This window comes from Paracoccus aurantiacus (assembly GCF_007993065.1).
Classification (GTDB): Bacteria; Pseudomonadota; Alphaproteobacteria; order Rhodobacterales; family Rhodobacteraceae; genus Paracoccus; species Paracoccus aurantiacus.
Genome location: NZ_VOPL01000012.1, coordinates 1 through 24,470, shown reverse-complemented (window position 1 = coordinate 24,470; position 24,470 = coordinate 1). Strand labels below are relative to the sequence as shown.

The window sequence follows — 24,470 nt, the reverse complement described above, 5'->3', positions numbered from 1 at the left end:
CACGATAACCGAAAAGCGACAAGCGCTGTACCGCAAACGCGATACAGTCTCCTAGATACGCAATACGTCAAGCAATATGCCTCATGCGGGATACGTGCTCCAATTTGCGAACTGCTACAAACGACCTGCGCGGTGCAACAAACGTTATGCGAGATGCGTGATGCGATATAAAATGGCAGGCGCTGAGCAAAAGTGGCTGCAACATACGACATACGAAATCCAACAAGCAACATCCGTAAACCGTACTGCGCGATCCGTTGTTGGTGCCGGAGCTAGGCCGCACGGAGAGGGCGCGTGGGGCCTGCTGGCGGGGTTTGGCTATCACCCCTGCGGCTTGGTCCTGAATGGCCCTCTGACGGCGCTCTGCGCGCGCCTGAAGCGGTGTCGCGATGGCGACACTCCCTGGGGGGTAAGCAAACGGACCATATGTGCCGCACCGAGCAACCGCTGCGATCGCCTCAATCGACGCAGCCTGCGGCCGCGATTTCCGATTGTTTGATGGGCGATCTTGGGCTACTCTGGCACATATGGGGAAGTGGCAGGAAATGCGGAATGTATACAAGCCGTCTGACCGCCATCGTCAGGAGACTATTGATGGCGCGTAAATCGCTGACGAAAGACCAGAAGGCAGAGGCCATCCGCCAGTTGAAGGCGGGCGGGGCTGTTTCCACGGTTGCTGACGCGGTTGGTGCCGCGCCTGAGGCGATCAAGAAGGAAAAGGCCCTGAAACTGCGTCAATCCGAGGCGACCACGACCTATGGAAGTGTCGTTACCGTGCGGCTATCCCCCGAGGAGGTGCACCAGTTGGACAGGCTGAAAGGGGTTCTTGGCACAGAAAGTCGTTCCGATGTGCTGCGCACCTTGCTGCGATCCAGTGTCGGGATGCTCGAATTTCCGCCTGAACAGGCGGCGGAGCTTGAGGCAATCAAACACGAGCTTCACAAGATTGGCGTCAACATCAACCAGATCGCCTTTGCTGCCAACACTCGGAAGATCAAGCTGGCGAAGGGTCAGATGCACGCCCTGGACGATTTGCGGCTCACCATGCCGAAGGTCCGGACCTTCCTTCAGGCGGTGGTCAGCGAGCAACGGCGTCGTGGAGTGCGACTGTTCAAAGCCTTCATCGAGGGTGAAGCATGAATCACGGTGGGCTGGCAAAGGCGCTGATCGGCGAGATCGAGTTTCCGATCTGGCAGGGCGGGGCGGGTATGCTGGCCTTCCAGCAGGCCGAGGTCGCGCGCGAGTTCGACAGGTTCATGACCCCGAAGCCGAAATTTTCCGGGCGGGCGGCGGGCCTGTGGCGCGTCGCCCAGGGCTCGAATGCGGTGGTGCTGAAGAAGATCCACAATGGCGGCACGCACACCGGAAAGCAGCTTGGCAACCAGCTGGATTACCTCTTTTCCAAGGCAGCGGCGGTGTTCGGCAACATGGCCGATCTGGACCCGCGCGCCCGGACGCTGAACGGCGATCAGCGCAAGGTGATCGTCGATCAGTGGTCTGACGAATGGACCGGCGATCCGAAGAACGGCCATACCACGCATCTGCTGGTTTCCTTCCCCTTCGATGTGAGCGGGGAGCGCGGCCGGCCAGTGGTCGAAGAATGGTGCATGGAGATGTTCCAGTCCGGTCTGCATTCGGATGGCGAGGAATGGGCCTATGTTGCGGCCCTGCACACCGATCGGGTCAACAGGCATGTCCATGTCGTCGTGAACAACCGGGGCCTGGAGAATGGCGACTGGTTCTATATGGCGAAGGACCACGCCTTTAATCTGGATTTCATGAAGGAACGGCTGGTCGAGATCGCCGCCGGGCAGGGCATGTTTCTGGACAAGAGCAGCCGCCTGGACCGGGGCGTCCTGACCTATGGGCCGTCACGGGCCGAGATCGAGCGGGCTGCGCGTGAAGGCCGTGAGCCCGTCGAGGCCCGCCGCCAGGGCAGGGCGCTCAGCGATGCCCTCGATCACATTCAGCGCAATATCGAGACGCTGCGCAGTCTCGCGGTCATGGCCACGCTCATCAGCGACGAGGACCTGGCCCGGAAGATCGAGGCCGCAGCCGACCTGCTGGAACAGGGCGGCATTATCAATCACAGAAATCAGGAGATCGTCATGGACGCTGAAACCATCCGCAATCGCGGCGATCTGGCCACTGCCTTCGGGAACTGGCTGGATGAAAGCGAGAAGGACATTTCGCGCCTGCCCGTGCAGGAGCAGCGCGAAATGCGTGAGGAACTCTACGGTATTGCCTCGGAGATCGTGCGCGATCTGGGCGATAATCGCGGCGCGCAGCTGATGCACCACGCCCCGCGCACGCCGGTCTATCAGGCGCAGATGGACGAGACCCGTATCACCGTCCAGGACAAGCACAAGGCCGTCGGGCCGGAAGGCATGAAGGAAATGACAGCACAGATCGGCGCGGCCGCAGAGAAGGCAGGTCTCGATCCGAGCGTGATTCAGTCCCGTATGGAGACCGGGGCTGCGAATGCCTGGCAGGAGCGCGAGTGGATCAAGGCCGATATTCTGGCCGTGGCCGACGCGAAGAAGATCGATCTGTCTTCCGAGGACGGGCGGGGCAGGGCGGCCGATCTGGTCGACACCTTCTATGCGGCTGCTGCCCGCACGATTTCCCGTGCGGTGCCGATCGAGCAGGAAGCCACGAACGACAAGCTCACCCGCACCCTGTCTGCCATGGCCGATGCCCTCGCCCAGCATGGCAAGGTCGAGTTTCAGAATGACGAGCACGCTGCGCGCTTCGGCGCCGACTTCCGTGAACGCTATGGCGAGAATGCCATGGCGCGGATCGCGACGGGTGACACCAACGCCCTTGCCGTCGATTTCCCGGACGCGGGTCAGCGTCGGGCTATCGCGCGCGCTGTGGCCGCGGTGGGCGAATCCCATCAGTCAGTCGGCATGACCCTCGCCCAGACCCGGCAGGTCAAAGAGAAGATGGCCGAACAGGAGGCCGACGAGCATCACGTCTCAAGTCGCAAGGATCTCGGTCACGAGTTGTAATCGCAACGCCGATTGAACCGCCGGCCATCAAGATATACATTCTTAGCGATGTGTATCATTCAAGGCGGAGCCCAAATCATGCAGATCGCGAAATGGGGCAACTCTCTGGCCGTCCGCCTACCTGCGCGGATAGTCCAGGAGCTCGGGTTGAAGGCGGGCGACGAGATCGAGATTACCGCGGCCGATGCCGGGCATTTTGAGGTTCATAGACGCCGTGACCCCGAAGAAATCCTGGCTCGCCTGCGCGAGTTTCGCGGATTGATGCCCGAGGGCTATCGGTTCGACCGGGACGAGGCGAATGCCAGGTAGGTTCTTCGACACGAACGTCCTGCTTTATCTGCTCTCTGACGACCACACCAAGGCTGACATTGCCGAAGGGTTGTTGCGTGACGGTGGAACCGTCAGCGTGCAGGTGCTGAACGAGATCGCGAATGTCACGCAGCGGAAGTTCAGGATGAGCTGGTCGCAGAGCGATGAATTTCTGCTCATGATCCGGGAATTTTTGACCGTCGAGCCGCTGACCTATGAGACGCATGATCTGGGCATTGCCCTGGCGCGGAAGCACGCGCTGTCGGTCTATGACGCGATGATCGTCGCGGCGGGGCTGCTGGCTGGCTGTGACACCGTGCTTTCCGAGGACATGCAGGACGGGTTCAGGGTGGCTGACAGGATCACGATCCGTAATCCATTCGCCGCGCAAATATGATCCGCGCAGCTATCTATAATGGATCGCCATGTGATCACCCGTCCAGCTTAGGTGCAGGGTCGGCGTGTTTTCCCTCGCTGGCCTATGAAAGTTTGGGCGGAAAGCAGACACTCGCTGCCATCGACACCAGCGTCTGCTAAGCGGCACAAAGCATGAATTTATTGCGTTTGCGCCACTGGTCGTGTTGATCAAAGAATTGTTCTTGCGAGATACGTCAAAGAGATTGCTACATGTCTCAAACCATGCAGCCAAACCCTTATCACTCGGCGTTCTCGACCAGCCAGGTGGCCATCTTTTCAATCTCACCAACCTGTGCGGCAATAATTTCGCCTGCAAGTTCGATCATCTGCGGGTCATCGCCATGCTCGAGCAGAACCTGCGCCATGTCGATTGCGCCTTGGTGGTGGGCGATCATGGCACAGGCGAATGCCACATCGGCATCCTCATGCATAAGACCTTCTTCCATTGCTGGCATGGTGATTGCCATCCTGCGCATGTTTTCCCGCACATGTTCTGGCATTGAACCTATATTGGTGCTCTCGGGCACCGTATCGTCCGCCTGACCACCGTGGCCCATTGCCGAATGATCCATTTCCCCTGATGCAGAGGCAGTCGTGCATTGTTCGGGAAGTCGGAACTCGGCATCCTGCGCAAGGGCCGGTGCTGAAAGTGCAAATGCCGCAATGGCAGCTGCGAAGGCGGTCGTTGTCATGTTCATTTTAGAACTCTCCGGTTTTCATCGACATAAAAAATTTTGTGAGGGACGTTTCAGGCCAGGATCCACATCGCCAGCATCCAGAGCCCCATGCCGAGCATGATCAGGTTCTCGCTAAGTGAAATGAACCCAAGCGGCACATTCGATCCGCCGCCAACACAGGCGCATTTCAGGTCACGCTTTTCGATATAGACCGCTTTGATGACGCTCACCGCACCGATGGTGCCGATGAAGATGCCAACCGGTGCCACCAGCCAGATCAAAGCGGAACTGGAGCCGATCAGAGCCATCATGCCCACGCCCGCATAGAGTTCGGCGAAAGGATAGGCAAAGCCGTAGGGGACGTATTTCCGGGCCAGCAGATCGTAGCCGAGAAAGCCGTTCACGAAGCCCTCTACATCCTGCAGCTTCTGGATCGCAAGAACGACCATCGAGGCGGCGAAAAACCACTTGAGGAACGTGAGGAATGGAAGGCCGTCGTAAAGGTTCATCACGATGGCAAGCGCCATTAACGCCGTGGCGGAAAAGATCGCGGTGACGGGCATATAGGTGGTCTCGTCCTTGCCCAGAACCTTATGGCCGAAATGCTTCTTCAGGTCGGTGTAGCCGCCGACCTGTTCGCCGTCGATGAAGGTGATTGGCGTTGTAGCAACGCCATGCGCTTGCTTGAAGGCGTCCACTTCGTCGCGGGTCGTCAGCAAGTTGTCATCGACGGTGTAACCTTTGCGCCGCAACATGGATTTGGATTTCAAGCCGAAAGGGCAAAGATGGCCTGGCATGACCATCCGATAGAGTGACGCGGTCTTTTCCGGGCTTTTGCTTTTGGCGCGGGCTGTCTCCGGGCCATCGATCATATCTGCAGTCGGCATGAGATGCTCTCCGTTTATCTGCCGTCGGTCACTTGTATTGCTCATCGCGGGGGGTGCCTGCAGGCGCATCTCCATTCGCCTCGATATCCGCAATGTAGAGCTTCATTTCCGCAATTTCGGCGCGCTGCGCGTCAATGATCGCATCGGCGAGTGCCCGCACGCGGGGGTCAGAGATATTGGCACGTTTGCTGGTCAGGATCGCGATGGAGTGGTGTGGGATCATCGCTTTCATCCACGCCACATCGCTGACCGTCGCCTGTGACCGGACCATCCCAAGGCCAAGTGCAAACGCGGCCAAGGCACCGACGAAGATCGCCACGTTCGCACGTCTGTTGGCATACATTCCCAGCATAAAGGCGAGCATGATGATCGCCATGATGCCCCCCATGTAGAGGGCCATCCACATACGGGTCTGCGAGAAGAAAACATGATCAAGCGAATAGGTATTGAGATACATCAGCCCGAACATCACGACCGTAGAAGTCATGATCATCCAAAGGAACCGTCCGTATCCGCCTCCCTGGCTGTCAGACCTATCGTGATGCGTCGCGCGTCGATCCACTGTAATGTCTTCTTTCTGTGCCATCGCTTGCCTCGCTCTTATACCCATATGGGGTATATAACAAGAAAGTCGATGGCAGGTTCCAGAATGCAGGGAGACGCGAAACGTGAAGGCAAATAAGGACAGGACGTTGGACCGGCTTTCCCGGCTGGAAGGACAGGTGCGAGGGGTCGCCGGTATGGTCGAGGCGGACCGCTACTGCATGGACATTCTGGCGCAGACCGCGGCAATCCGTTCTGCGATCCTTGGTGTCGAAAAGCTTATCCTGGAAAACCACGCAAAGCATTGCGTCGAAACCGCCATCCAAAGCGGTGACCCTGAAGAACAGCGCGCGAAGTTTGCCGAGCTAATTGGGCTTCTGCAAAAGGCGTCGCGGTAAAGTATCCGGTCAGGCTACTTTGGAGGCGTCAACATTCATCGTTTTTGAACACTGTGAGATAGGTGCAGGAGAGGCGGGCATTCAGTGATCCGCGTTACAGCTTTGGAACTGCCGCTTGTGAATGCGTTTGCCCGCCTGTGAAAGCAGTATGACCTTTTGGTCGGGCAAAAGGTCAAAATAGCGTTTTTGCTTGACACTCGCAGGCTGTCTTCGGGATCGGCAATTACGGTTCTAGTATTGCCCGCCTGACAGTGGATTCCCCGTCTGGAATGTGTGGGCGACGCTCTAACAGTGTGCGGCGCAACGTTGCCGCTCCCCCGATGGGATTCATGCGTCAGGTGTGGAACACTAGCTATAGTCACATCTCTTGGGCAAACTGTTTCACAGCTGTAGAACAGCATCGACGCGAAGAGACTATAGTCCGTTCATTCAGCGAGGGCCTTTGGCATCCTCCAGCATCAGATCGTCATGGTCACGACGACAAGTCACCTTTCTCATGTCCAAACAGCTGAGCGCCCTGATGCGCGTGATCTGGCCTTTCGAACTCGAGGGTCGAATGCAAGATGGCAAACTGCTCACTCAGGCGGTGTTTGATCGCTGCCTTCACAGCCTCGATGCTGCGCCATCCCTGGTCGGTCAGGATCACGTGGCAGTCGAGCGCGGCATCGTGTTCCTGCATCTGCCAGAGATGGACATGGTGGACATCCTGGACGCCCTCTGTTTCGCGAAGTGTGCGGACAACGGCATCTCCATCCATGTCCGGGGGGCTGCCCAGCATCAGCGTCCGGATCGGATCGCCAATTTCGGTCGCCGCCAGATAAAGAATATAAAGAGCAATCCCGATCGTGATGGCCGGATCGACCCACCACAGGTCGTAGAGCAGGATCAATGTGCCACCGACTATGACTGCAACTGATGCAAGAGCGTCGGACAGGTTGTGCAGAAACAGTGCGCGAATGTTGACGCTGCCTTTTTGCATCGACCAGGTCAAAAAGGCCGTCAGCGTATCGATGACCAGCGCCACGCCACCGAGGATCACGACGGTCCAACCGGCCACCTGCGGCGGGTCGATCAACCGCATGCCGCCTTCGTAGAGCAGGTAGACCCCGATCAGGATCAGCGTCGTGTAGTTGATCAAGGCGGCGACGATTTCGATCCTGCCATACCCGAAGGTCATGGCAGCATCTGCTGGACGGCGGGCGATCTTGCGAGCGGCGAAGGCGATGACCAGCGACGCCATATCCGAGAAATTGTGAAGCGCATCGGCAATCAGTGCCAGGCTGCCCGACAGAAGGCCGCCGATAATCTGAGCAACTGTCAGGAGGGCATTGGCCCATATCGCCAGCGATACGCGGCGATCGCCGCTGGAGGCATCGAGATGCGTGTGACCCTCACCATGTGGCATGTTTCATCTCCAAGGCTGTTGTCGATGTCATTGCTGTTCGTATCCTGACCAAGCGCAAATCTAAAAACAATCGGAATTCATCGGGACAGGGTCCCATATCCGATCTATCCAACGCGAGATCCTGCTATTCCAATGCGCGGCGGATCTTCGGCACCGCATAGCGATAGTCCTCATGATAATCGATGATGCTGACAAAGCGTCCATCAGCATCGAACAGGAACACGCCCGCCGTGTGATCCATCGTGTAATCACCGTCATCCTGGGGCACTTTCCTGAATGACGCTCGAAACCCATCGACGGCCTGTTCAATCTGGGGCAGAGGGCCTGTCAGGCCGATGATCCGGGGATCGAAATTCGACAAGTAATCGCCCAGGATCTCAGGCGTATCCCGCCCCGGATCGACCGAAATCAGCACCGTGTTCATCCGGTCGGCCTCGGGACCGATCTCTTCCAGCCAGATCGAGATATCGCTCAACGTGGTCGGGCAGATGTCGGGGCACCAAGTAAAGCCGAAAAACACCATCGTCGGACGGCCGAGCCAATCCTTGGGTTGAACCGTGTCGCCCGATTGGTCCGTCAGGGCAAAGGACATTTGATTGATCGGCAACGGCAGGATGCCCGCCGCCTGCCGATCCCCATCGCGTGTCTGCCACCAACCGAGAACGAGCATGAACAATACCGCGGCAACTGCTACGACGCCGACGCGCATCAGGGTTGGAGGCTTCATTCGTCGGGTGAGGGGCAGGTGGGTTCGCTGGCGCCGATATTCTGGATAGTGACAGGGATGGTCACCTTACCCGCATCTCGGAACGTCAGGGTCACGGGAAAGGTCTCGCCCTCTTCCAATACCTGTGTCAGCTCCATCAGCATGGCGTGATAACCCCCCGGTTCCAGCGCGACCTGGCCCTCTGCGGGGACCGGAACCTCCATCGCATGGGGCATCGAGGCGACGCCGTCGGTCATGACCGTCTGGTGCAGCATGGGCATATCTGCTGCAGGTGTGGTGATGGACATCAGTGCATCATCTGCCGTGCCGGAATTTCGGATGGTCAGATAGACCACGCCGGGCCGCGCTGTGCCAATGGAGGCACGGGACCATGCCTGAGAGACCTCCAGGGGACCGACCGTCACGGTTTCGCAGGCCAGGGCAGGGCCCGCGGCGGCGATCAGGGCGAGGGTGGCGAAGATGCGTTTCATGTGGGTCACAATCTGGCTTGAAGGTCGGCGACGATTTCGGATGCGGGCGTGCCGTAGGTGAACTGGCCAAGCCAGTCCCCCTCGGGGCTGATCAGATAAAGACCAGGGCTGTGGGACATGGCATACACATCAAGAGCCTCCAAATTGGCTTCACGCTCGTAATAGATGCGAAAACTGTCCGCCGCAGCGCGGGTTTGTGCCGCATCTCCGGCAAGGCCCAGGATTGAGGGATGAAACGCCTCGGTATACTCGGCAAGACCCATTTCCCGGTCGCGCTCGGGGTCGATCGAAATGAACAGCGGCTGCACCTTGCCTGCCTGATCACCCAGATCGTCCATGACCTGAGCCACCTCGGCCAAGGTGGTCGGGCAGATATCAGGGCAGTTCGTGAACCCGAAAAATACCAGAAGATGCTTGCCCTCGAAATCGGCCGGGGTGCGCAGACGTCCTCCCGCGTCGGGTAGGCTGAAGGTCGGACGAAACGCCGCCTGAGCGATCGGTTCGGGGCTGCGGTCGACGAGCAGAAAGACCGCGCCGACAGCCACCAGCGCCACGGCAACAGCCGCCCAGAGAAATTTTTGAAGCGTGGTCAGCCGCATGTTGCCTGCATCCGTGATCGTTTCCCGAGGCCTAAAGCCTCTAGCCACATGAGCTTCAAGCGAGAAAGCCTGCCGTCACGCATTGGTGACACCAAAGTCAGCCCAGAACTGTCGCCAACAGGTTCACGTTCAGCACGATGATGGTGACGGCGATCAGGGCGCACAGGCCGGTCAGCCAGCGCGGGGATACCATCGGCCCCATCTTGGCGCGGCTGGCGGTAAACATCACCAGGGGCACGATTGCAAAGGGCAGCTGAAAGGACAGCACGACCTGACTAAGGATCAGCAATTGTCCGGTACCCTCTGTGCCGTAGATCAGGATCACCACGGTCGCGGGCAGGATTGCGAACCCCCGGGTGATCAGGCGCCGCAACCAGGGTTGCAGCCTCAGCCGGACAAAGCCCTCCATGACGATCTGTCCGGCCATTGTGGCGGTCACGGTCGAGTTGAGACCCGAACATAGCAGCGCAATCCCAAACAGGACCGGAGCGATGGACGATCCCAGAAGCGGCTCCAGAAGCAGGTGCGCCTTGTCGATCTCGGTCACGTTGTTTTCCCCGGCCGTATAAAAGGCTGCAGCGGCCAGGATGAGAATCGCGCAGTTGATCAGCAGCGCGAACATCAGCGCAATGGTCGAATCCCAAGTTGCCAATCGCAGGGCCTCTCGTTTGGAGGGCAGGTCCAGCCCGTAGGCGCGCGTCTGTACGATCCCCGAATGCAGATAGAGGTTATGCGGCATCACGGTGGCCCCGATGATGCCAAGCGCCAGATACAGCATGTCGGGATTGCCGATGATCTCCCGGCTTGGTGCAAAGCCCGCGATCACCGCACCCCATTCGGGGTCGGCCTGCGCGATCAGCACCCCGAAGCAGACAGTGATCGTTCCCAGCAAGGCGATGATGAAGGCCTCGACCCACCGGAAGCCCTTGTTCTGAAGCCACAGGATCAGGAACACGTCAGCAGCGGTGATGAAGATCCCGATTTCGAGGGGGATGCCGAAGAGGAGATTTAAGCCGATGGCGGTACCGATAACCTCGGCCAGATCGGTGGCGATGATGGCCAGTTCGGCAAAGATCCACAGTGGGATCGACACCCACCGGGGATAGGCATCGCGGCACGCTTGCGCCAGATCGCGCCCCGAAGCGACCGCGAGGCGGGCGCAAAGCGATTGCAGCAGGATCGCCATAATGTTCGACAGGAGGGCTACGAACAGCAGCGTGTAGCCGAATGCAGCACCGCCCGCCAACGAGGTCGCCCAGTTGCCGGGGTCCATATATCCGACGGCGACCAGGTAGCCGGGACCGATAAACGATAGAAAGCGCCGGAAGCGGGTCGTGCCGCCGCCCACGGCGATCGTGCGGAACACTTCGGACAGGGACGGGGTGTCGCGCTCATGGCGCCAGGCAGAACGGGGCATTCGGCGCGACCTTCTTCGAGAGGAAAAGTTAGCTAAGGCTAACAATCTACCCGCCGGCTTTACCCGTCAATCGATAAGTGCGACACTTGCCAGATGACCGCAGATATTCATGTAGCCGAAACCACCAGCGATCCTGTGCACCCGGACAATCGGGCGGAGGCCTTTCATGGCGTCCGTGCTGCCCGGCGCAGCGAGCTGGCCGAAGATTACGTCGAACTGATCGCAGAGCTGATCCATGAACAGGGTGAAGCCCGGCCGGTGGATATCGCGGCACGATTGGGGGTGCGCGCGCCGACGGTCACCAAGGCCCTGGATCGCCTGGCCCGTGAGGGACTGATCACGCGCGAGCGATACAGGTCCGTCTTTCTGACAGAAGAGGGACGACGACTGGCACTGGAATGCCGCCGCCGCCATGCCATTGTGCTGCGGTTCCTGATCCGCCTCGGCCTGGATGCCGAGACGGCGGAACGAGATGCCGAAGGGATCGAGCATCACGTCAGTGAGCGCACACTGGCCTTGTTCGCGGCCTACGCCGATCGGGCCTAGGCCGCCCGGTCAGGATGCCTCCACGGCACTGCGCACATCCGCAAGCAGGCTGTCCATGCTGATATCCGCCATCTGGCGACCATTGAGGAAGAAAGTCGGCGTCTGGCGTACGCCGATTGCCGCGATATCGGCCGCGTCCTGATTGAGGATGCCGACGATATCGGGGGACAGACGGGCCGTTTGCGCCTTTTCCACATCCAGACCGGCCGCAGCCGCAATTTGCCATGCAAGGTCCATTCGCGGTGCGCCATGGACAGCCCATTCCGGCTGCCGTTCCAACAGCGCATCGAGGACAGGCTCGAACTTGTCCTGCATACGCGCGGTCTCCAGGATGCGGACCGCCTCGTCGGACCCCTCGTGAAACACCGCATAGCGCATCACGATGCGGACCTGATCGGGAAATTGTGCGCGAATGTCCTGAACGACCGGATGAAAGGCGCGGCAAGCCTCGCAAGATGGATCGAAGAACTCGACCAGCGTGACCGGAGCGTCTTCTGGTCCAAAGCTGGGCGCATGCCCGCGGACCAGCATGTCCGTTTCCACAGCCGGGGCAGCAGCGGCCAGGGTATCCGCTTCGGCCTGACGATTGCGCGTCAGCACGAGCGCGCCGCCGGCAAAGGCGGCAATCCCGATGGCAGATGTTCCGATGAGCACGGTGCGGCGGTTCATGGGCGTTTTCCTTTCGACAAGATGAGGCAGGCCAGAACGGCTGCAAAGGCGGCGAATGCAAGATAGGGAATGGGCAGGTTCAGGATCGTCTGCGCCTGGTCGGTGCAGGACGGGCCGTCCTTGGTGCAAGGCGCGATGCTCTGCGGGATCAGTCCTGCGTAAAGTCCCGAATGCCAGCCGGAAAGGACCAGCCCGGCCAGCGCCAGTGGCAATCCGTAGAGACGTGCCAGACCGTCACCGCGCCACAGCGAGATTGCCAAGACAGGCACTAACGGAAACATGGAGATCCTCTGATACCAGCATAGGGTGCAGGGCATCTGCCCCAGTATCTCGCCGATGAACAGCGCGCCGAGCGTAGCGGCGAGTGCGACCAGAAAGGCAGTTGATATTGCAATATCATTCCGGGACAGGCCCCGGGGGTCAGGTGCGGTCAAAAGAGAGTTCCTTCGAGCGGGAGGGACGGAGCATCGCTGTCAGCACAAGCAAGGCGCCGAGGCTGATCGCGATGTCGGCCCCGTTAAAGGTCGGCCAGTGCCAATCACGCCAGTAGACATCCAGAAAATCGGTCACGGCACCTTGCCGCAGGCGGTCGATGATATTGCCCACAGCACCCCCCACGATCAGCGCGAGGCCTATGCCTTCGCGCTTCGTATCCGCCCGGAAGGCCATTCCCGCAAAGATGATCGCCAGGGCACCTGTCAGGGCAACCATCAGCAAGGGACGACCTGCCATTAGGTCGGACATCATGCCGAAACTCGCCCCTTCGTTGAAACCAAGCGTCAGATTGAAGCCGGGAGAGACGGAATAAATTTCCCCGGGAGACAAGCTCCGCAGGACCGCGAGCTTGGTGATCTGATCGGCAGCCGCAGTAGCGACGATCATCCCCAGGATCAGAAGCGACTTCATTGCAGTGACCTTTCCCGGATGCCGATCCAGCGCGGAACAAACTGGCAATAGGTGTCGTAAGCAGGGCCAAGCGTCCGCCGCAATTCACGTTCTTCTGAGCGGACCTGAACAAGCGCCGAGCCTGCAAACAGCAGGACCCCAAAAATTGTCGGGATGGAGGGCACGGCCAGAGCGGTTCCGAGCAGCAACATGAGCTGACCCACAAAAACCGGGTTGCGGCTGAAACCGAACAATCCAGCCGTGACAAGTGCGCCGGTCGCCCCCTCGGCCACCCCGATCCGCCATGACGCAGCCATCGACATCTGGGCCGCGAATGCCAGCATCGCACCCAGGCTGGCCGTGAACAGTCCCGCCAGACCGATCCACACAGGATTTTGGAAGGACCGCAGGGGATCAAGATCGCCCATGCTCGGCATGAGACGCCATGCCAACGACCCAAGGAGGGCCAGAGCGAACGCAGCTCGGAAGCCTAGTGCTGCAAGACGGTCGCCGCCCGTGGCGTGACGGAACAACCAGACCGGACGATGCGCCTCCCGGGCATTGATCGCAGAGCCCCAGAAGAACAGGGCCAGATAGGCGCCAAGAAGAACCAGCGCTGCATTGCCCATTCCAGTCATCATCGCCTCAGCGCTTCTGTTCGGGATTGTAGCGCAAGAGGCGCAGGGCGTTCAGGGTCACCAGAACCGTCGCGCCCGTATCAGCCAGGATCGCAATCCATAGACCGGTCATGCCAAGGACGGTGGTGACCAAGAAAATAGCCTTTAATCCTAGCGCGATACTGACGTTCTGCCGGATATTGGCCATCGTGGCCCGCACCAGCCGGATCTGGGCCGGAATATCAGTCACCCTGTCGCGCAGGATGGCAGCATCGGCCGTCTCCAGAGCGACATCCGTGCCGGAGCCCATCGCGACACCGATGCTGGCCTGTTTCAGGGCAGGGGCGTCATTGATGCCATCCCCGATCATCATGACGCCACCTTGAGCGTTCATGTCGCGAATGGCGGCCAGCTTGTCTTCAGGCATCATCTCGGCCTCGAACCGGATATTGAGCCCCTCGGCGATGGCGGCAGCTGTGCGGGGGTTGTCGCCGGTCAGCATGATCGAGGAGATGCCCATTTCGGCCAGCTGGCGCACAGCCTCCGCCGCATCGGGCCGCAGCTCGTCACGCATGGCGATGAGACCGAGCGGGACGCCTTTGCGATAGACGGCGACGGCGGTCTTGCCCTCATCCTCGAAGATGGTCGCCTGACGCAGGCCAAGACAGTCCAGGCCATCGTTCTCCGACGCATGCCGGGGTGAACTCACCCATGCCAGGGCATCTCCCACGGTCGCCTCGACCCCTCGTCCGGTCAGGGCGCGTGCATCGCGGGCGGGCAGGGGAGTGACGCCCTCCGTCTTGGCCCTGTCCAGGATCGCCACGGCGAGGGGATGGCTCGATCCGCTCTCGACGCCCGCGGCGACCTCCAGCAACTGCGCCTCAGTCGTGGTTCCGAACGTCACCAGGTCAGTGACCTGCGGACGTCCGTGGGTCAGCGTCCCGGTCTTGTCGAAGGCGACATGGGAAACCTTGGCCGCGGCCTCGATCACTGCGCCGCCCTTCATCAGCATTCCCCGGCGCGCGCCGGTGGACAGGCTCGATGCGATCGAGGCCGGAACCGAAATCACCAGCGCACAAGGGCAGCCGATCAGCAGGAGCGCCAGTCCACGATAGATCCAGGTATCCCATGACTGACCGAACATCAGCGGCGGGAGCACGATGACAAGCGCCGAAACCGCAACGATGGCAGGCATGTACCACCGGCTGAACCGGTCGATGAAGCGTTCCGTGGGGGCGCGGGCTTCTTCCGCTTCCTCGACCAGCCGGATAATCCGGGAAATGGTGTTGTCCTCGGCCGCCTTCGTCACAGTGACCCGCAGGACAGCTTCGGTGTTGATCGAACCAGCAAAAACATTTTCGCCCGGGCCACGTGTCCGGGGAATACTCTCACCCGTGACCGGGCTTTCATCGATGCCCGATGTGCCTTCCGTTATCTCGCCATCTGCGGGAATGCGATCACCCGGCCGGACCAAGACGGTCTGGCCAATGACGAGGCTGGATGCTGCAACCTCACGGGTGGCGCCGTTTTCTTCTAGCAATGCAGTCTTGGGGACGAGATCGGCCAAGGCCCGTATGCCGTCGCGTGCCTTACCCGCCGCCACACCCTCCAGCACCTCACCCACAGCAAAGAGAAAGACCACCAGTGCCGCCTCTTCGGCGGCATTGATGAACAGCGCGCCCAAGGCGGCGATGGTCATCAATCCCTCGATGGTGAAGAACTGGCCCAACCGTGCTGCGGCAAAGGCGCGACGTGCGACGGGGGCAACACCGATAAGGCAGGCCGCAACAAAGGCCCAGGTCCCGATCTGCGGGGCGATCAACTCCATTGCCCAAGCCGCAGCCAACAAGAGCCCGGTCAGGATGACCAACCTGCCCTTGCCGGTCTGGTACCATGCCTTGCCGCGGTCGGCCGGGTCGTCATGGACGTGACCGGGGCTGCCATGGCCGGAGTGGTCGGTCTTCGCCACAGCGGGGTGATCGGCGTGACTGTGGCCATCATGGCTCTCCGGCCCACTCCCCGGGAGCACGAAATCCTTCTTGCCAGGTGCGCGCGGTGAAATGCCGTAACCGAGCGACCGAACGGTCTTTTCGATCTTGTCCTGATCGGTTTTGCGTTCATCGAGGGTCAGGCGCAAGCGTTCGGACATGATGCCGATCTCCACGTCACTGACGCCCGGCAGGCGGGACACGGCGCCCCGCACCTTTGTCGCGCAGGAGGCGCAATCCATGCCGGACACCGTCCAGTCGCATGCCGTCGTGCCGGTTTCGTTCGTGGTCGTCATCATTCTCTCCTCTGCGGAAAGCAGGGCGGTTGCCATCATCGATTCGGAGGTCTACGTCCTCTAGCAACTATAGGTTCAAGGAGAATCTTCATGCTGACCATCGGAAAGCTGGGAACGTCGACGGGGGTCAAGGTGCCGACGATCCGCTACTACGAGCAAATCGGCCTGCTGCCCGAAGCCGAGCGCAGCGCCGGTAATCAGCGCCTTTATACGCACAAGGCCCATGAACGACTGGCGTTCATCCGACACGCCCGCGAGCTTGGCTTTTCCCTGGAGGCGATCCGCGACCTTCTCAGTCTGTCGGACGATCCTGATCAGCCCTGCGCCGCAGCCGACGCCATCGCCAAGGCGCAGCTTGCCGAAGTCGAAAGCCGCCTGGCCCGCCTGACAGCCCTGAAAACCGAACTTGAACGCATGGTGGTCCAGTGCGCAGGTGACCGGATATCCGATTGCCGGGTCATCGAGGTCTTGGGCGATCATTCGCTGTGCGTCACGAACCACCCCACGATCGGCGATGCCGGTCAGTGAATGGCTGGCGATGACCGAAGCAGATGCTGGTGAGTGTAAGGCCCGAATGCAGCGGACATCCCGTCAGAGCATCCGGTGCCCTGACAAGACCGTGATCAAGAGGCATTTTATCTTGAACCTCTAGCTGCTTTAGGTCGCAAAACGCGCGTGTCGATGACGAGAGGCGAAAGACGGCATGAACCAACAAAAGCGGCGACAAATTCGATGCTGACGGTCATTGCGGCCCTGATAGGCGGGGTGCGTGGGTTCCAGCGTGCTGGCGCCCTGGGTGGCACCCGACTGGACAAGGCTCAATATGTGGTTGGATACGCGATCGCTTTTGGCCTGGCAGGAACATTTGCCGGTGTCTGCATCGCCCGCCTTTTCGAACTGTAGACAACCTATCGATGCTGCGTGGGGGCCTGCTCCCCAATGCCAGACCTTATTGCCTGACGGGAAACCAGACCTGATGATCTTGCAAGCCTTGCTGACTGCCGGCGCGATTGCCGTCACGACATCATCGCACGCCGAAACCCCGGCCGAACTGTCTCACCTCACCGAGGCAGTCGCCCCCATGTCGCGACATGAGGTCGTTCCGGGAGACACGTTGGATTCGATATTGTCGCATGCTGGTATCGGCGTGTCTCTCCGGACCGAGGCGGCGCTGGCGATTTCCGATGTTTTTGATCTCTCGACCCTCAGCCCTGGACAGATCCTCAGATGGAGCGTGTTTTCCGACGATCCCTCCCAGCTTGCCCGTCTTTCGCTTCTAACCCAAGACGGAACGGACATCGTTCTCGATTTCACGAAACCTCTCGAAGCATCCTTGATCAAGACGGAGATCCTTCTTCGGGACCGCCGGGAAACTTTTATCCTGGACAGCTCTCTCTTTGAGGCACTCGCCGCCCGCAATGCGCCCGAAAGTTTCGCAGTTGACCTTGCGGCGCTACTGGCAGGCCAGATCGACTTTCGAGACCTTGAAGGAACCGAGCGCATCGCATTGATGTGGAGCGAAAATATCTTGCCTGACGGAACGGTCGTGGGTGAACCGCAACTCGCCTACGCTCGGGTCGAAAAGAATACGGACATCTTCGAGCTCGTGACCGGCTCGGTTGAACAGCCTTTCATCCTGTTTCGGAATGGTGCGCAGGTCCAACAGTCCGCGTGGCCTGTCGCGGGAGCCCGGCTGTCTTCGGTCTTCGGCAAACGCCGGCACCCCGTGCTTGGCACGCAACGAATGCACACGGGGGTCGATTACGCCGCACGGACTGGAACACCCGTCAGCGTCACCGGAGCAGGAACGGTTGTTTTTGCAGGAACCATGCGGGGATATGGTCGGACGATCGATGTCGATCACGGCGGGGGCGTTTTGACGCGCTATGCGCATCTTTCGCGTTTTGCCGCAGGGATCGCTCCGGGTGTCGAGTTGAACGCCGGGGCCAGGATCGGTGACGTAGGCGCAACCGGCCTCGTCAGTGGACCTAACCTTCATTACGAAGTTCGCATAGACGGCAAGCCAACGGATCCCATCAAGGAAACACCAGCGCCCCGAACAGCGATCGCCAAACCGACTGACCGCGTCATGCTGACAGTAGCGCGTCTCTCCACCGGCTACTTTCTTCGCGACGACACGGGAACGGAAAGCTGATGGCACTCAAACATCTTCATCGGCCGGATCGAGGGGCATAAAATGATCAAACTGACACGACGCGCCGTAATGATGGCAGCCGCAGCCAGCGGTCTGCCGTCTCTATCCTGGGCTGAAAGCCTTCCTACCATCCATGTCGTTGAGGGCCGCGGCTGCGAATGTTGCAAACAGTGGACCAATTATCTTCAGGAAATGGGTTTTCAGGTCACGAGTGAAGAGCGGTTTGGCACCTTGTTGATGCAGCACAAGATCGATCTGGGCGTACCGATAGAACTGACTTCCTGTCATACCGGCAGCGTTGATGGCTACTTCCTGGAAGGACATGTCCCTGCTGACGATATCCGGCGCCTGCTCCGAGAGCGCCCAGAAGCTCTCGGTTTGACAGTTCCCGGAATGCCATACGGAAGTCCCGGCATGGGCCCGGAAACAAAGCGCGACGCATACGATGTTCTGCTTGTGCGCCGAGACGGTACCAGTGAAGTGTTTACCCGCTATCCTGAAGCAACATAAAAAAAACATCCGAGCAGGAAACACATCGATGACAAACTTCTCCCGGCGCCATGCCTCGCTAGCTTTGCTTGCTCTTCTCGCTGCATGTGGAAAATCCGGGCCGTCGACCACCCCGGCACGAGGAGCGATACCTCAGTTCAAACGGTACTCAGGCCCCCCTGTCACTCAGGTCGTGGTCAACAAGGCTGAACGACGGATGTTTCTGCTGAACGGGCAGACCGTTCTGAGATCGTATAACTTTGGCCTCGGCAACCAGCCGCTCGGCCCAAAGCAATTCGAGGGAGACGGAAAAACGCCCGAGGGGCTATACTACATCGACCGTTTCAACCCACGGAGCCGATATCACCTATCGGTGGGCATATCTTATCCAAATGAACAGGATAAAGCTTATGCGGCTCAATTCGGCCGAAGTGCGGGCAGCGATATCATGTTCCATGGCCGCGGCCCCGAAGGCAATGTCTTCGCACCGAAGAACCGGGACTGGACTGCGGGTTGTCTGGCGTTGACCGATCAGGAAATCGAAGACGTCTACGCGATGTTGCAGCCCGGTGTGCCAGTGATGCTCTACCCGTAGCAGGAGACGAACAAGTCAAGGCCGAAACATAAAATTGCAACGCAGCCTATTCCAACGGCGCCCCTTGTGCCGACGGCTGAAAAGTCGTCGGCGCAAGTGGTATTTCGCTGTCAGAACACCGTGACTTGGGTGCCTATCTCGGCGACCTCGAAGAGTTGGGTGACATGTTCGTTATAAAGCCCATAGCACCCGGACGACGATTTCCGCCCGATCTTGCGCGTATCTGCGGTGCCATGCACGAGATAGGCTGGCCAGGACAGATAGAGCCCGTAAGCTCCAAGGGGATTTAAGGGATCGCCGCCCGCCACCCGCTGCGGAAGATTGGGATCTTTCTCGCGCATGCTGGCCGTTGGTGTCCAGGGCGGGTTCTTCACCTTCCGGACGATTTCTGCCTGACCCCGTCGCGTCAGATCTTCAGTCATCGGGATCGAGCAGGGAAAGATAAACTGGACACTTTCGTCGGCCGACCAGTAATGCACCGCTCGGGATGTGACGTCCGCCAGAATGACACCTTTCCCGATTGTGGGATAGAATTCGCTCCAATGCCGTGCCCGGAATGACGACAGATTGCGCTCCGGCGCACTACTGGTCGCGGCCGGGACGGGTGCCGGCGTACTTTCATAGATAGGCTGCCCGGTATAGGGATCGAGACCCTGACCAAACGCCGATGTCGCGGGGACAACGACCCCGGCCGCCGCCAGTCCCCGAAGAAAAGTCCTCCGATCACTGAACGTGGGATGATTGACCATTTCCGCCTCTCGTGTTCGCCCTTGGCATCTCTGATCAGACAATAGCCAACCACCGGACACCAACCTAGCCCAAGTGGGCGATAATTTGCGCCGACGTGAGATGTTCGCAACACGCACGACAATATGATCGTTTGGCCTGACTGATAATCTAAAATGATCAGACTTTCGTCACGATCGAGACCTACCGGGTGAGGCAAATCAGGGGCAATTAGATCATCAGAACCTTCCGACGCCAAAAATCAGCCGTTAGCACAAGCGAACTTGATCTTGGGGCTTTATTTTTTGTGTTGGGCCGGTTGCAGCAAAGCACATGCTGTGACGATGTAAAACGCAGTATAGGAGCACACAACATGTTGACACGGCGACACTTTATTCAAACCACCACTGCGCTGTTTTCAGCGTCCGTTTCCAGCCCACTGTTTGCGGAATCATGGCCGACTGTTAGTCAGAAGGCAGTATGGGACGCACAGGTTACCCCTCCCGGCTATAATGCAGCAACGTCTAACCCGTGGGGCTTGCACCCGCGTTTCTTACCGCAAAGAGTGCAGGCCAACGAGGGCCTGGTGCCGGGTGATATCCATGTAGATGCTGTGGCAAAGTATCTTTACCACATCGAAGCAGGCGGAACCGCGATGCGGTACGGCGTGGCCATCGGCAGGGGCGATCTGTATGAGCCTGGAGTTTATACGATTAAGCGAAAGGTCGAATGGCCACATTGGACACCCACGCAAAGCATGATTGCCCGAGAGCCAGAGATTTACGCTCAATTTGAAGGTGGGGTGGAACCCGGCCCTGAAAATGCACTCGGCTCACGAGCTCTTTACCTCTATGTCGGCGAAAGAGATACCTACTTGCGCATCCACGGAACCCCGTTTCCCAGAAGCATTGGCACAAGTGCCAGTTCTGGTTGCGTCCGGATGGTCATGGCGCACATTAACGATCTCTATTCGAATGTCGAAATCAACTCTACCGCATTTCTTTATTCGGCTGCGGAGAGCGTAGCGACACGGAGCTAGAGTAGCCTCGGTTGTGAAATCCGACCCCGGCACAACTCGATCAGGTTGAACCCTGCGATTGCATGCAAATCGGACGACCCTCAGCTGTAGTCAGCGGAAGCAGGTTTGTTTCGACCTGCCCGCGATGTTCGTACCAATAGCAGTTATCATCCGGGAGAAGCCGCGCCGTGGCAACGTCCTGCCCCGGCGCGACGAGAGCTATGAGGGTTGGCGGAAGATTTTGGATATCGGTTTCCGGCGCTGCTGTCCGGGCTGTCATGTTTCCACAACCGGCGGTGATCAAGACAGCTGCCAAGACCATGAAGGATCTATTGTTCATTTCTGTGTCCTCGTGCGCGTTCGCCTTGTGAGCATATCTTTCGCATTCAACATCGCTGCGCACAAGCTCGCCGGGTAGGCTCCTGGAACCCATCGTCTTGATCACGCGACAAGGATTGCGCACCAATTGGGCGGGGAAGATCTCATAGGCGCGCTGCACGACGCGCGCAGCCTTTGCGGCTCCCGCCGCAGGGGATGAGAATGTTCGGGTCTGGGACCTGAGCTTCCAAGAGTTGCCCTTTGGATGAGTACTGCTCACTGGTGCGTCTTCACAAACAGGGAATTTATTAAATCAAGTATCTCAATTTGTTGTTATATTTCTGTCTGTCCCCGGAAACGTCCGTAGACCCCACCCTGGAAGCGCTAGCCCAAATGCGACAATGGTTGCCGGGAGAGTTTCTCCCGTCTGTAGCCGCGTCCGAGTATGTTAGCCTTGAACACCTCGGCAGGCGTTCGGAAGCCGAGGCATTTGCGCGGCGTAGCATTGAGGCCCGCGCAGAGCTGACGGAGCTCCTCCTGGGAAAGCGTGTTCGGATCGGTGTCGCGGCAGAGCCATCGTCTGAGACGCTTGTTGGCGTTCTCGACGGCGCCTTTCTGCCACGGTGACTGCGCCTCGCAGAACCAGGTTTGGGCGCCCACCTCCGCCTGCAGATGCGGCCAATCGATGAACTCGGAACCACGGTCAAAGGTGATCGATCGGCAGGCATGCCGGGGCAGGGGCGTCAATGCTTGGGCGATCTGCGCCATGATCGGCTTGGTGCGCTTTTCGGTGTTCTTCAACGCGACCAGGAAGCGACTTGTGCGCTCGATCATGGTGGTGACATTGGCCGGCCCGTACTTCTGCCGGAACAGCACCAGGTCAGCCTCCCAGTGACCGAACTGCTTGCGATGCGCGATGATGTCCGGGCGGAACAAGATGCTGAGTTCAGGCGCAAATCTCGGTGGCGGGCGCTTGCGAAGCCGGTAGCCCCGACGGCGCCGGCGGCCAGAGGGCAGGTGGCGCCACAGCTCACCTCGACGACCGTCCTCGGAATAGATGTGCTGATAGATCGTCTCTTGGCAGACCCGGCGCGGGGCACTCTCATATCGCATCCGGCCGGCAATCTGCTCGGGGGTCCAGCCGGACCTCAGGCAGCGCTCGACTTGGTCACGGAGCCCGGGATCACGCACCAGCTTGCGCTGCCGGGTCCGTCGTCCATCCGAATAGCTTTGCGCTACGACGCACCAATAGCCGCTGAGCTTCGGGATCTCGCCGTCATGGAAGTGATTGCGCCGCAGCTCGCGGAAGATCGTCGAGCGGTGCCGGCCAAGCCTGCGCGCCATCTCGTCAGGGCTCAGCTTCATCTGCCGCCAGCGCTCGATCTTGCGGCGCTCGGAAAGGGAAAGGTGAGAGAACCGAACCTTCATTCTATGATCCTTTCATGGCTCAACCCATTGTTGAGCACAGAAAGTCGCATTTCAGGATAGCGCGTCCCCGCGTACATTCATACACTCCAATAATCCATGTTATGTAACGCTGTGCAATTTTTTGGTCATTGTCATCGCTTCGCCGCAACCCAAAGTTATCCACATATTTCGTGGATATTTCTAGGGATAGAAGAAGATGTTCCATTTTTCTGAATCAGTTAACCAGTAAGTCTATCATATCAGCCAAAATGGCATCGTAGCTTTCCTCAGCTACTTAGTGCCGTCAAAAAGTAGCTGCTCGATGGATCAATGACCTCCCTGCCCCATGTTCAAAAAGGATCGGTTTTGGAACACAGGAATTTTCGCTCATTCTCCGCTGTCGGAATTTATTTAAGGCTCAGGTGGCTGTTCAGCGATTTCGTCTGCAGTGTGATAGATGTTATGAGCCGCGATGCAGAAATATGGTAGCGAGAAATTAAACCGGACCTTCGCCGCAAATTGTATGAACGTCGGCTAAGGGCCGAGTGCGACGGCCGCCGCTGCCTGCCGGGCGCAAAACCCCTGCATCGCCGCACAACCGCTTCGAGCCCAAATCCCCCGTGGGAACCTCGGGGAGCAAGACGGTCGTTGGTGATCATCAGGGTATGCCAGCCCCAATCAGTCATTCTTATGAGGGCATATGAAAACCGGCTTTTTTACCGACTTCACAGTCAGGCTCGTGGAAACTCCTTATGGCAAGATCCGTGTCCGAACGGGAGGAGCCGGCTTTCCCCTCCTTCTCCTTCACGGCCACCCAAGGACACACACAACCTGGTGTCGGGTTGCTCCGTTGCTGGCCCAGACATTTACCGTGGTCTGCGCAGATCTGCCGGGCTTTGGCCAAAGCTATCAGCCTGTAACGATTGAAGACAGTTCCGGACGAGCAAAGGCAAAGGCACTTCAAGCATGTATGGTGGCTCTCGGTCATGAAAGGTTTGGCGTCGCCGGACACGACCGCGGCTCGTATCGCGCCTTTCGGCTGGCAATGGACTTCCCGACAAACGTCGCCGGTCTTGTCATTATGGATGGTGTTCCGATCTACGAGGCCCTGGAACGGGCCGACTGGCGCTTCGCCAGGGATTGGTGGCATTGGTTCTTCTTCGCGCAAAGCGACAAAGCGGAAGCCGCGATCCGCGCTGATCCAGAACTCTGGTATCCTTCAAACGCCGCCCTTGGCGAGGAGAACGCAGGGGATTACCTCGCTGCGACACGCAAACCTGAAGTTGTGCGCGGAATGCTTGCGGATTATCGGGCGGGCCTAGAGTTCGATTACGACCTAGACCAGGCGGACAGGAAGGCAGGCCGTCGGCTTCAGTGCCCACTCGGCCTGCTCTGGTCTGCGCATGATGACATGGAGCGCATCTATGGCGATCCGGCAGAGCCGTGGGCAGCATGGAGTTCCCAGATCGTCATGAGGCAACGCATCATGAGCGGACATCACATGGCCGAAGAGGCACCAGACGATGTAGCTGACTGTCTTGGAACGTTTTTCATGAACAGAAGATAGCAGCCTGAGAGGCAGCTTTGTCCGCTCTGCGGTCATCTAGGTCGTAGAAATGCTGCACCGAGCGTAGAATGGCGGGTCTTGTGAATGCCGCAAGGCGGCATCCAGATACCTCGAAGGTCCGCAATGGGCCGAAGACGTCGATACAGTGGCGGCTCCCTCGTGATGGAGCTGCCGCGCCGCCGCATGTCGGCTCTGAGCCCAATTTCAGCTTTCCGCGCTGAACGAAACGCCCCTCCGGGCAAGCCGGGGCGGTTCAAATTGTGAAAAGTTTCGTTGAGTGTAAGAGTGAGGGGGAACGGAAGGGCGCCAACTGATGCTAATTGAAACCCGGACA

Annotated in this window: 27 protein-coding genes; 12 read left to right on the top strand and 15 right to left on the bottom strand. The window is 59.2% G+C overall.

The window, feature by feature from the left end; all coding sequences use genetic code 11:
- The first annotated feature begins 426 nt into the window (after positions 1 to 426).
- The 4 genes from FQV27_RS17685 (at position 427) to FQV27_RS17670 (ending at position 3,717) form a co-directional block, all read left to right on the top strand.
- Positions 427 to 1,140 carry a ribbon-helix-helix protein, CopG family gene (locus FQV27_RS17685; RefSeq protein ID WP_147101103.1) on the top strand — a complete coding sequence of 238 codons (714 nt, stop codon included), beginning with the start codon at positions 427 to 429 and terminating at the stop codon, positions 1,138 to 1,140.
- Positions 1,137 to 3,011, top strand: coding sequence for a relaxase/mobilization nuclease domain-containing protein (locus tag FQV27_RS17680; protein ID WP_147101101.1), 1,875 nt, complete (start codon positions 1,137 to 1,139; stop codon positions 3,009 to 3,011). The genes FQV27_RS17685 and FQV27_RS17680 overlap by 4 nt, the downstream gene beginning before the upstream one ends.
- Positions 3,012 to 3,089: 78 nt before the next feature.
- Positions 3,090 to 3,320, top strand: coding sequence for an AbrB/MazE/SpoVT family DNA-binding domain-containing protein (locus FQV27_RS17675; RefSeq protein WP_147101099.1), 231 nt, complete (start codon positions 3,090 to 3,092; stop codon positions 3,318 to 3,320).
- Positions 3,310 to 3,717: a PIN domain-containing protein gene (locus tag FQV27_RS17670; protein ID WP_147101097.1), complete on the top strand. Its 408-nt coding sequence runs from the start codon at positions 3,310 to 3,312 to the stop codon at positions 3,715 to 3,717. Before FQV27_RS17675 ends, FQV27_RS17670 begins: the two co-directional genes overlap by 11 nt.
- Before the next feature lie 259 nt (positions 3,718 to 3,976).
- Here FQV27_RS17670 and FQV27_RS17665 read toward each other — a convergent pair whose 3' ends face one another.
- Genes FQV27_RS17665 through FQV27_RS17655 form a run of 3 tightly spaced genes read right to left on the bottom strand, consistent with a single transcriptional unit; the run spans position 3,977 to position 5,794 of the window.
- The gene (locus FQV27_RS17665; protein WP_119806484.1) at positions 3,977 to 4,435 is read right to left on the bottom strand and encodes a DUF305 domain-containing protein; all 459 of its coding nucleotides are present in this window, start codon (positions 4,433 to 4,435) and stop codon (positions 3,977 to 3,979) included.
- Positions 4,436 to 4,485: 50 nt separating this feature from the next.
- Positions 4,486 to 5,286, bottom strand: coding sequence for a MauE/DoxX family redox-associated membrane protein (locus FQV27_RS17660; RefSeq protein WP_147101118.1), 801 nt, complete (start codon positions 5,284 to 5,286; stop codon positions 4,486 to 4,488).
- 43 nt (positions 5,287 to 5,329) lie between these two features.
- The gene (locus FQV27_RS17655; RefSeq protein ID WP_147101094.1) at positions 5,330 to 5,794 is read right to left on the bottom strand and encodes a DUF305 domain-containing protein; all 465 of its coding nucleotides are present in this window, start codon (positions 5,792 to 5,794) and stop codon (positions 5,330 to 5,332) included.
- Positions 5,795 to 5,993: 199 nt separating this feature from the next.
- Between FQV27_RS17655 and FQV27_RS17650 the strand changes: the two genes are divergently transcribed.
- Positions 5,994 to 6,242: a metal-sensitive transcriptional regulator gene (locus FQV27_RS17650; RefSeq protein WP_246133167.1), complete on the top strand. Its 249-nt coding sequence runs from the start codon at positions 5,994 to 5,996 to the stop codon at positions 6,240 to 6,242.
- A 472-nt stretch (positions 6,243 to 6,714) separates the two neighbouring features.
- Here FQV27_RS17650 and FQV27_RS17645 read toward each other — a convergent pair whose 3' ends face one another.
- The 5 genes from FQV27_RS17645 to FQV27_RS17625 form a co-directional block, all read right to left on the bottom strand.
- The gene (locus tag FQV27_RS17645) at positions 6,715 to 7,647 is read right to left on the bottom strand and encodes a cation diffusion facilitator family transporter (RefSeq protein ID WP_119806487.1); all 933 of its coding nucleotides are present in this window, start codon (positions 7,645 to 7,647) and stop codon (positions 6,715 to 6,717) included.
- Between the two features lie 124 nt (positions 7,648 to 7,771).
- Entirely contained in the window at positions 7,772 to 8,374 is a 603-nt protein-coding gene (locus FQV27_RS17640; RefSeq protein ID WP_147101091.1) for an SCO family protein, read from the bottom strand.
- Positions 8,371 to 8,844 carry a copper chaperone PCu(A)C gene (locus tag FQV27_RS17635; protein WP_119806489.1) on the bottom strand — a complete coding sequence of 158 codons (474 nt, stop codon included), beginning with the start codon at positions 8,842 to 8,844 and terminating at the stop codon, positions 8,371 to 8,373. Before FQV27_RS17635 ends, FQV27_RS17640 begins: the two co-directional genes overlap by 4 nt.
- 5 nt (positions 8,845 to 8,849) lie before the next feature.
- On the bottom strand, positions 8,850 to 9,443 hold the full coding sequence (locus FQV27_RS17630; protein ID WP_147101089.1) for an SCO family protein: 594 nt from the start codon (positions 9,441 to 9,443) through the stop codon (positions 8,850 to 8,852).
- Positions 9,444 to 9,540: 97 nt separating this feature from the next.
- The gene (locus FQV27_RS17625) at positions 9,541 to 10,860 is read right to left on the bottom strand and encodes an Nramp family divalent metal transporter (RefSeq protein WP_147101086.1); all 1,320 of its coding nucleotides are present in this window, start codon (positions 10,858 to 10,860) and stop codon (positions 9,541 to 9,543) included.
- Between the two features lie 93 nt (positions 10,861 to 10,953).
- Here FQV27_RS17625 and mntR point away from each other — a divergent pair, with 93 nt between their 5' ends.
- Complete coding sequence (gene mntR, locus FQV27_RS17620) at positions 10,954 to 11,406, top strand: manganese-binding transcriptional regulator MntR (RefSeq protein ID WP_147101083.1); 453 nt, start codon at positions 10,954 to 10,956, stop codon at positions 11,404 to 11,406.
- A 9-nt stretch (positions 11,407 to 11,415) separates the two neighbouring features.
- On the opposite strand, the gene FQV27_RS17615 is transcribed toward mntR, so the two are convergent.
- The 5 genes from FQV27_RS17615 to FQV27_RS17595 are packed head-to-tail and all read right to left on the bottom strand — an operon-like array spanning position 11,416 to position 15,861.
- Positions 11,416 to 12,075 carry a DsbA family protein gene (locus FQV27_RS17615; protein ID WP_147101080.1) on the bottom strand — a complete coding sequence of 220 codons (660 nt, stop codon included), beginning with the start codon at positions 12,073 to 12,075 and terminating at the stop codon, positions 11,416 to 11,418.
- Positions 12,072 to 12,509, bottom strand: coding sequence for a disulfide bond formation protein B (locus tag FQV27_RS17610; RefSeq protein ID WP_370453568.1), 438 nt, complete (start codon positions 12,507 to 12,509; stop codon positions 12,072 to 12,074). Before FQV27_RS17610 ends, FQV27_RS17615 begins: the two co-directional genes overlap by 4 nt.
- The gene (lspA, locus tag FQV27_RS17605) at positions 12,496 to 12,981 is read right to left on the bottom strand and encodes a signal peptidase II (protein WP_119806493.1); all 486 of its coding nucleotides are present in this window, start codon (positions 12,979 to 12,981) and stop codon (positions 12,496 to 12,498) included. Before lspA ends, FQV27_RS17610 begins: the two co-directional genes overlap by 14 nt.
- Positions 12,978 to 13,598, bottom strand: a complete 621-nt coding sequence (locus tag FQV27_RS17600; RefSeq protein WP_186827363.1) for a methyltransferase family protein — start codon at positions 13,596 to 13,598, stop codon at positions 12,978 to 12,980. The genes lspA and FQV27_RS17600 overlap by 4 nt, the downstream gene beginning before the upstream one ends.
- Before the next feature lie 7 nt (positions 13,599 to 13,605).
- Positions 13,606 to 15,861 carry a heavy metal translocating P-type ATPase gene (locus tag FQV27_RS17595; RefSeq protein ID WP_147101076.1) on the bottom strand — a complete coding sequence of 752 codons (2,256 nt, stop codon included), beginning with the start codon at positions 15,859 to 15,861 and terminating at the stop codon, positions 13,606 to 13,608.
- 90 nt (positions 15,862 to 15,951) lie between these two features.
- Here FQV27_RS17595 and FQV27_RS17590 point away from each other — a divergent pair, with 90 nt between their 5' ends.
- The 4 genes from FQV27_RS17590 (at position 15,952) to FQV27_RS17575 (ending at position 19,100) form a co-directional block, all read left to right on the top strand.
- The gene (locus tag FQV27_RS17590) at positions 15,952 to 16,389 is read left to right on the top strand and encodes a MerR family transcriptional regulator (protein ID WP_119806496.1); all 438 of its coding nucleotides are present in this window, start codon (positions 15,952 to 15,954) and stop codon (positions 16,387 to 16,389) included.
- Positions 16,390 to 16,837: 448 nt separating this feature from the next.
- Positions 16,838 to 18,016: a M23 family metallopeptidase gene (locus tag FQV27_RS17585; protein ID WP_186827362.1), complete on the top strand. Its 1,179-nt coding sequence runs from the start codon at positions 16,838 to 16,840 to the stop codon at positions 18,014 to 18,016.
- Positions 18,017 to 18,058: 42 nt separating this feature from the next.
- On the top strand, positions 18,059 to 18,526 hold the full coding sequence (locus FQV27_RS17580) for a DUF411 domain-containing protein (RefSeq protein WP_119806498.1): 468 nt from the start codon (positions 18,059 to 18,061) through the stop codon (positions 18,524 to 18,526).
- A gap of 28 nt (positions 18,527 to 18,554) precedes the next feature.
- Positions 18,555 to 19,100, top strand: a complete 546-nt coding sequence (locus FQV27_RS17575; RefSeq protein WP_119806499.1) for a L,D-transpeptidase family protein — start codon at positions 18,555 to 18,557, stop codon at positions 19,098 to 19,100.
- Between the two features lie 110 nt (positions 19,101 to 19,210).
- Here FQV27_RS17575 and FQV27_RS17570 read toward each other — a convergent pair whose 3' ends face one another.
- On the bottom strand, positions 19,211 to 19,849 hold the full coding sequence (locus FQV27_RS17570; RefSeq protein WP_119806500.1) for a L,D-transpeptidase: 639 nt from the start codon (positions 19,847 to 19,849) through the stop codon (positions 19,211 to 19,213).
- 350 nt (positions 19,850 to 20,199) lie between these two features.
- Here FQV27_RS17570 and FQV27_RS17565 point away from each other — a divergent pair, with 350 nt between their 5' ends.
- Positions 20,200 to 20,865, top strand: coding sequence for a L,D-transpeptidase (locus FQV27_RS17565; protein WP_119806501.1), 666 nt, complete (start codon positions 20,200 to 20,202; stop codon positions 20,863 to 20,865).
- A gap of 681 nt (positions 20,866 to 21,546) precedes the next feature.
- On the opposite strand, the gene FQV27_RS17555 is transcribed toward FQV27_RS17565, so the two are convergent.
- Positions 21,547 to 22,590, bottom strand: a complete 1,044-nt coding sequence (locus FQV27_RS17555) for an IS30 family transposase (RefSeq protein ID WP_046001879.1) — start codon at positions 22,588 to 22,590, stop codon at positions 21,547 to 21,549.
- 679 nt (positions 22,591 to 23,269) lie between these two features.
- Between FQV27_RS17555 and FQV27_RS17550 the strand changes: the two genes are divergently transcribed.
- On the top strand, positions 23,270 to 24,136 hold the full coding sequence (locus FQV27_RS17550) for an alpha/beta fold hydrolase (protein ID WP_147101070.1): 867 nt from the start codon (positions 23,270 to 23,272) through the stop codon (positions 24,134 to 24,136).
- Positions 24,137 to 24,470 lie beyond the last annotated feature (334 nt).

Bases quoted from the DNA above. Each gene is read 5' to 3' on its own strand.
- FQV27_RS17645 (WP_119806487.1), bottom strand. From the start codon at position 7,647: ATGCCACATGGTGAGGGTCACACGCATCTCGATGCCTCCAGCGGCGAT.
- FQV27_RS17615 (WP_147101080.1), bottom strand. From the start codon at position 12,075: ATGAACCGCCGCACCGTGCTCATCGGAACATCTGCCATCGGGATTGCC.
- FQV27_RS17625 (WP_147101086.1), bottom strand. From the start codon at position 10,860: ATGCCCCGTTCTGCCTGGCGCCATGAGCGCGACACCCCGTCCCTGTCC.
- FQV27_RS17600 (WP_186827363.1), bottom strand. From the start codon at position 13,598: ATGACTGGAATGGGCAATGCAGCGCTGGTTCTTCTTGGCGCCTATCTG.
- FQV27_RS17595 (WP_147101076.1), bottom strand. From the start codon at position 15,861: ATGACGACCACGAACGAAACCGGCACGACGGCATGCGACTGGACGGTG.
- FQV27_RS17555 (WP_046001879.1), bottom strand. From the start codon at position 22,590: ATGAAGGTTCGGTTCTCTCACCTTTCCCTTTCCGAGCGCCGCAAGATC.
- FQV27_RS17665 (WP_119806484.1), bottom strand. From the start codon at position 4,435: ATGAACATGACAACGACCGCCTTCGCAGCTGCCATTGCGGCATTTGCA.
- FQV27_RS17655 (WP_147101094.1), bottom strand. From the start codon at position 5,794: ATGATCATGACTTCTACGGTCGTGATGTTCGGGCTGATGTATCTCAAT.
- FQV27_RS17680 (WP_147101101.1), top strand. From the start codon at position 1,137: ATGAATCACGGTGGGCTGGCAAAGGCGCTGATCGGCGAGATCGAGTTT.
- lspA (WP_119806493.1), bottom strand. From the start codon at position 12,981: ATGAAGTCGCTTCTGATCCTGGGGATGATCGTCGCTACTGCGGCTGCC.
- FQV27_RS17565 (WP_119806501.1), top strand. From the start codon at position 20,200: ATGTTGACACGGCGACACTTTATTCAAACCACCACTGCGCTGTTTTCA.
- FQV27_RS17660 (WP_147101118.1), bottom strand. From the start codon at position 5,286: ATGATCGATGGCCCGGAGACAGCCCGCGCCAAAAGCAAAAGCCCGGAA.
- FQV27_RS17570 (WP_119806500.1), bottom strand. From the start codon at position 19,849: ATGGTCAATCATCCCACGTTCAGTGATCGGAGGACTTTTCTTCGGGGA.
- FQV27_RS17575 (WP_119806499.1), top strand. From the start codon at position 18,555: ATGACAAACTTCTCCCGGCGCCATGCCTCGCTAGCTTTGCTTGCTCTT.
- FQV27_RS17550 (WP_147101070.1), top strand. From the start codon at position 23,270: ATGAAAACCGGCTTTTTTACCGACTTCACAGTCAGGCTCGTGGAAACT.
- FQV27_RS17670 (WP_147101097.1), top strand. From the start codon at position 3,310: ATGCCAGGTAGGTTCTTCGACACGAACGTCCTGCTTTATCTGCTCTCT.
- mntR (WP_147101083.1), top strand. From the start codon at position 10,954: ATGACCGCAGATATTCATGTAGCCGAAACCACCAGCGATCCTGTGCAC.
- FQV27_RS17675 (WP_147101099.1), top strand. From the start codon at position 3,090: ATGCAGATCGCGAAATGGGGCAACTCTCTGGCCGTCCGCCTACCTGCG.
- FQV27_RS17590 (WP_119806496.1), top strand. From the start codon at position 15,952: ATGCTGACCATCGGAAAGCTGGGAACGTCGACGGGGGTCAAGGTGCCG.
- FQV27_RS17580 (WP_119806498.1), top strand. From the start codon at position 18,059: ATGATCAAACTGACACGACGCGCCGTAATGATGGCAGCCGCAGCCAGC.
- FQV27_RS17635 (WP_119806489.1), bottom strand. From the start codon at position 8,844: ATGAAACGCATCTTCGCCACCCTCGCCCTGATCGCCGCCGCGGGCCCT.
- FQV27_RS17585 (WP_186827362.1), top strand. From the start codon at position 16,838: ATGATCTTGCAAGCCTTGCTGACTGCCGGCGCGATTGCCGTCACGACA.
- FQV27_RS17630 (WP_147101089.1), bottom strand. From the start codon at position 9,443: ATGCGGCTGACCACGCTTCAAAAATTTCTCTGGGCGGCTGTTGCCGTG.
- FQV27_RS17685 (WP_147101103.1), top strand. From the start codon at position 427: ATGTGCCGCACCGAGCAACCGCTGCGATCGCCTCAATCGACGCAGCCT.
- FQV27_RS17640 (WP_147101091.1), bottom strand. From the start codon at position 8,374: ATGAAGCCTCCAACCCTGATGCGCGTCGGCGTCGTAGCAGTTGCCGCG.